At 58.4% G+C, this 4614-nt stretch carries 5 protein-coding genes and 1 pseudogene; 4 read left to right on the top strand and 2 right to left on the bottom strand.

Annotation, left to right across the window (positions count from 1 at the left end; all coding sequences use genetic code 11):
• Positions 1-288, bottom strand: a 288-nt coding sequence (locus ACRC1E_RS11115) for an LptF/LptG family permease (protein ID WP_438515161.1), incomplete at its 3' end; no start/stop codon positions are given.
• A gap of 172 nt (positions 289-460) precedes the next feature.
• Here ACRC1E_RS11115 and ACRC1E_RS11110 point away from each other — a divergent pair.
• The 4 genes from ACRC1E_RS11110 to ACRC1E_RS11095 all read left to right on the top strand — a co-directional run bounded on the left by ACRC1E_RS11110 (position 461) and on the right by ACRC1E_RS11095 (position 4404).
• On the top strand, positions 461-2029 hold the full coding sequence (locus ACRC1E_RS11110) for a leucyl aminopeptidase (RefSeq protein WP_438515160.1): 1569 nt from the start codon (positions 461-463) through the stop codon (positions 2027-2029).
• Positions 2016-2444, top strand: a complete 429-nt coding sequence (locus ACRC1E_RS11105; protein WP_438515159.1) for a DNA polymerase III subunit chi — start codon at positions 2016-2018, stop codon at positions 2442-2444. Before ACRC1E_RS11110 ends, ACRC1E_RS11105 begins: the two co-directional genes overlap by 14 nt.
• Positions 2441-3712, top strand: coding sequence for a hypothetical protein (locus ACRC1E_RS11100; protein WP_438515158.1), 1272 nt, complete (start codon positions 2441-2443; stop codon positions 3710-3712). Before ACRC1E_RS11105 ends, ACRC1E_RS11100 begins: the two co-directional genes overlap by 4 nt.
• Before the next feature lie 116 nt (positions 3713-3828).
• Positions 3829-4404: a thermonuclease family protein gene (locus ACRC1E_RS11095; protein ID WP_438515162.1), complete on the top strand. Its 576-nt coding sequence runs from the start codon at positions 3829-3831 to the stop codon at positions 4402-4404.
• On the opposite strand, the pseudogene ACRC1E_RS11090 reads toward ACRC1E_RS11095, so the two are convergent.
• Positions 4401-4614 (bottom strand): annotated as a pseudogene (locus tag ACRC1E_RS11090) (hypothetical protein); the annotation flags it as partial. The gene ACRC1E_RS11095 and the pseudogene ACRC1E_RS11090 overlap by 4 nt on opposite strands.

The following is a 4614-nucleotide window of genomic DNA, read 5'->3' as shown; positions in this document are numbered from 1 at the left end:
TGTCAGCGACATACCCGAAGAAAACCATACCGCCATCTCGTGATCACGCCAGGCGCGGCCCAGTACCACCATGACGCTAATAAAAATGGTGAGTATCAGTAACACCGGGAAAAACCCGAGTGCCCAGAAGCCTATCAGTGCGGCCACAGCTTCGTTGGCCACACGACCTTGAGCCGCGCGTCCCATCATGTTGATAGTCTGGGTGGTCAGTAAAATGGCAAACAGGACCAAGAATACCCCGATACTGGTCTGCGTCAGTTCGCGGGTCAGAGTTTTTCGAAAAACCATGGGAAGAAGCGCCTATTTTTGACAATTTGTCAAAAGCGTATAGATAATGAGAAAAAGCCCGGTCAGGGCCAGTCTTATGAATTTTTCCATCCCGCCCAGAGGCGGTGTCCGCCAGCGCTTTATTGCCCTTGGCGGCTCTCTTAATGGTAGGCAACGCATCAGGAGCAGGCTCATGGAGTTTAACATCAAAAGTGGAAGTCCGGAAAAGCAGCGCGTCGCCTGTGTCGTGGTCGGCGTTTACGAGTCACGCAAGCTGACGTTGGCAGCCGATCTTCTGGATCGGATCTCCAACGGCTTTATTGGTGATGTGCTGCGCCGTGGCGATATGGAAGGCAAACTGGGCTCTACCTTGCTACTGCATTCGGTACCGCATACGCTGTGTGATCGTGTCCTCCTGGTGGGTCTGGGCAAGGAACGTGATTTTCGCGCCAAGGAATACCGCGAGGCGATACGCGCATCAGCGCGTGCACTGACGCAGACTTCGTCCAGCGAAGTGGTCAGCTATCTGTCGGAACTGAGTGTGAAAAAACATGAAGTGGAATGGATGGTCGAGCAGGCTTGTGTCGTAACGCTGGATACGCTGTACCGCTGCGATACCTACAAATCCAAGCCGGACGAAAGCATTCGTGAACCGCGCAAGTTTACCCTGGCAGTACCAAGGCGCAGTGATCTGGCCGACGGTGAGCGCGGTCTGGCGCGCGGTCAGGCGATTGCCGCCGGAATGAAGCTGACTAAAGATCTGGGTAACGCACCGGGCAATATCTGCACCCCGGATTATCTGGCTGAGCAGGCGCGTAAAGTGGCCGAAGCGTTTGGTGCTGAAGCCGAGATTTTGGATAAGGCCGCGATTGAAGAGGCCGGCATGGGTTCTTTTCTGGCTGTCGCCAAGGGGAGCGACCTTGAGCCGCGCTTTATCGTGTTGCGCTACCACGGTGCCAAGGAAAAAACCGACCAGCCGTTTGTTCTGGTCGGCAAGGGTATTACCTTTGACTCCGGTGGTATTTCGCTCAAGCCCGGCGAGGCCATGGACGAGATGAAATACGATATGGGCGGTGCGGCGGCGGTGCTGGGTGTATTTCGCGCTACCGTCGAAATGAAACTGCCCCTCAATATCGTGGTCTTGATACCGACGTGCGAGAACATGCCGTCCGGCCGTGCGCTCAAGCCGGGTGATATCGTGACCTCGATGTCGGGGCAGACGATTGAGGTCTTGAATACGGATGCCGAAGGTCGTTTGATTCTGTGTGATGCACTGACCTATGCCGAGCGCTTCGAACCGGCGGCGGTGATCGATGTAGCTACGCTGACCGGCGCCTGCATTATTGCGCTGGGTCATGTGGCAACCGGGCTGTACAGCTCGCAAGACTCTCTGGCTCGCGAGCTGGTTGCTGCCGGCGAAGAAGTGGGTGACCGCGCCTGGCATATGCCGCTATGGGAAGAATATCAGGACCTATTAAAGAGCCCGTTTGCCGATATGAGCAATCTGGGCGGGCGTGCCGGTGGCAGCATCTCCGCCGCATGTTTCCTGTCGCGCTTTGCCAAGGCTTACGACTGGGCACATCTTGATATTGCCGGTACGGCCTGGAAAAGCGGCAAGGACAAGGGCTCGACCGGTCGTCCGGTGCCGCTTCTGGTGCAGTATTTGCAGGATAGAGCCGATATCGCATTGGGTAATGTCGTGCGCCGCGGACGTCCGCGCCGCGAGGTGACGGAAACGCCGGAACAACATGACGCAGATTGATTTTTACACCGGCGTGGCCGATGCGCAGGCCTTTGCCTGCAAGCTGGCTGCCACCGCTTACCGCAAGGGTGCGCAGCTTTTTGTCCTGTTGCCGGACGAGGAAGCGCTGAAGCATTTCAGCGCACGCTTGTGGAGTGTGTCCGATACTGCGTTTATTCCGCATTGTCGCGCAGCAGACAAGGAAGCCAGCCAGACCCCGGTTTGGCTGGGCTTGTCGCTGGATGAATGTGCGGGGGGTAGGGTGCTGCTGAATCTGGGCGATGCACATGCGCCCGAGCCGGCCGCTTTTTCCCGCATTCTGGAAATCATCGGTGTTGACGAGGATGCGCTGGCGATGGCACGCACCCGTTTTCGCTTTTACCGTTCTTTGGGGCTCGTGATCGAGCACCATGATATGCGCCATATCCAAACATGATAGCTACCGATCCGCTAGGACGTCCTTTGCCCGATAATTTGCCGGTACTGACCGAAGTCGTCGAGCCGCAAGTACCGCTGCCTACCTTGCATGAGGCGGCAGAGCCTGCCATGGATGATGATTTTGGCGCAGCGCTGGATTTGCCGCCGGCCTTGCTGCCGGATATGGCATCCGTTATTTTGCCGGCAGATGCCCCGGGTAGTGCTTTGTTCGAAACGCTGCCGTCGCTTGACCTTGGACTTGCCGGCGAGCAAGAGGCCGAAGAAGAAGGCGCTCTTTTTTCCGAACTGGATACGCCGGACAACTGGCCCAAGACACCGCTGCCGCTTAGCCCGGTAGACAGCTTGCTGGAGGATTTCGAATTCGAGACCGGCACAATAGATTACGCACCGGTCGAGGATGTAAAACCGACGGTACATGCTGCGGCATTGATGTCGCCGGCTGACGCCGATGTATCCCCGCCACCCGCTGTGCCCGCGATGCCGGCCAGTTGGGAAGCGGATGTGCCCGATCTTGAACTGGATGACTTGTCGCTGGAGCTGGATGCGTTGTTTCCATCTACTCCGCTTGCGGCTGTTGAGCCAGCGTTGCCAAGCGCCTCTCGCTGGGATGGGCGTGAGGGTGTGACGTCACGGATGCCGCGGACCGAATCCCTGACCACGCCTGAAGTCGAGATAGAGAAGGGAAGTCCGGTACAGGGTATGGAAGCCGACGCCTTGGCGGTACCGGCTTCAGCGCGAGTGACCGGTCTGGATGCACAACTGGCCGGCGCGGACGCCTTGCCCGTGCTTGCACCATCATGTGATGCGCTGATGCTGGATGAGTCTGAGTTTGTGCCCGCTTCCGGCGTGCACACCGGTGCTGACGTCTGTGTGCCCGACGCAGAAATACCGGTGGATGAGCCTCCTGCTATTGCCCATGAACCTGCGTTTTCGCAGCGCTCGCCCGAGAGTGTGACTGCCGAGCTTGTGCCGCCCGCGCTGCCGGCAGAACCGCAGCCTGTTGTTGCGCCGGCTATGCCCCACACGGTTGCCGTCGTGGACGAGGCGGCTTTGCTTGATGCGGTTTGTCAGCGCATCATGCCGCGCTTGAAGGTCGAGCTGACTTTATGGTTGCAGGATGCGATCGAGGTGCAAAGCAAGCAGATGCTGACCGGCGTCATGCAGCAGATGAAAGAAGACTACGACATGCTGTTTGGAGAGTCCTTGCGTGAGAGTGTGCGCCAGGCCATCGCCGATGTCGGGCGTAAGGAACAGCACAAGGATTAAGCGGCATGGGCACCGGTTTCGGTTTTTTCAAAAACCATGATCCGGATGGAGGCTTTATGGTGAAGTAGTGTGGCCGCAGCAGTCAAGCTGCGCCACCTGAACAAGGGGGATGTGTGATGCGCTCGAATCGCCGCCTGCGCCAGTTGCCCGCTGCGCTGATTACCTTGTTTTCAGCGGCGCCCCTGCATCGAAAAATTGCCGCCGCCCTGTTGATTCTGGCGGCGGTTTTCGCTTTATGGCAGCAGCCGGACTCGGCTGAACTGGAAGGTGTGGTTCGCCAGATTGCGGATGGCGACACACTGACCGTGGTGGATGCCCATGGGCAGGCGAATAAAATCAGACTGGCGTTTATTGATGCGCCCGAGCGTGCCCAAGCCGGTGGACTGGCCGCCCGCAATGCCTTGCAGGCCGCCGTCTCTGGGCGCAGGGTACGTGTCGAAGTATTCGAGCAAGATCGGTATGGGCGTAGCGTGGGTTTGCTTTGGCTAGAGGGGCGAGACATCAATCTTGAACTGGTCGCCACCGGCCATGCCTGGCATTACCCGCAATATGCACGCGACAAGCAGAATGCCGCCGCTTATGCGCGTTATCAGGCCGCTGAAGCACTCGCACGGCTCAAGCATATCGGGGTATGGCAGGGCAAAGCCGAGGCGCCGTGGATCTGGCGTGCCCGCCAGCGCGCCACCCATTAAGATTGCGGGTAAACGTCCAGCGTCGCAAGCCAGCGCGCAATACGCGCTGCTGCATCTTCCCAGTGAGCATCCAGCATCATCATATGTGCAAGTGTCGGCAGTATTTCCGCCTTGACGCCTAAGCGGGCGGCCGTGGCCTCGATATCGGCAGGGGTGATGATTTTGTCTTGGCCTGCGCCCAAAACCAGCGCGGGCACTCCATGAATACGG

It is taken from the genome of Craterilacuibacter sp. (assembly GCF_051659485.1).
GTDB lineage: Bacteria > Pseudomonadota > Gammaproteobacteria > Burkholderiales > Chromobacteriaceae > Craterilacuibacter.
This window is presented reverse-complemented; position numbering and strand designations above follow the sequence as displayed.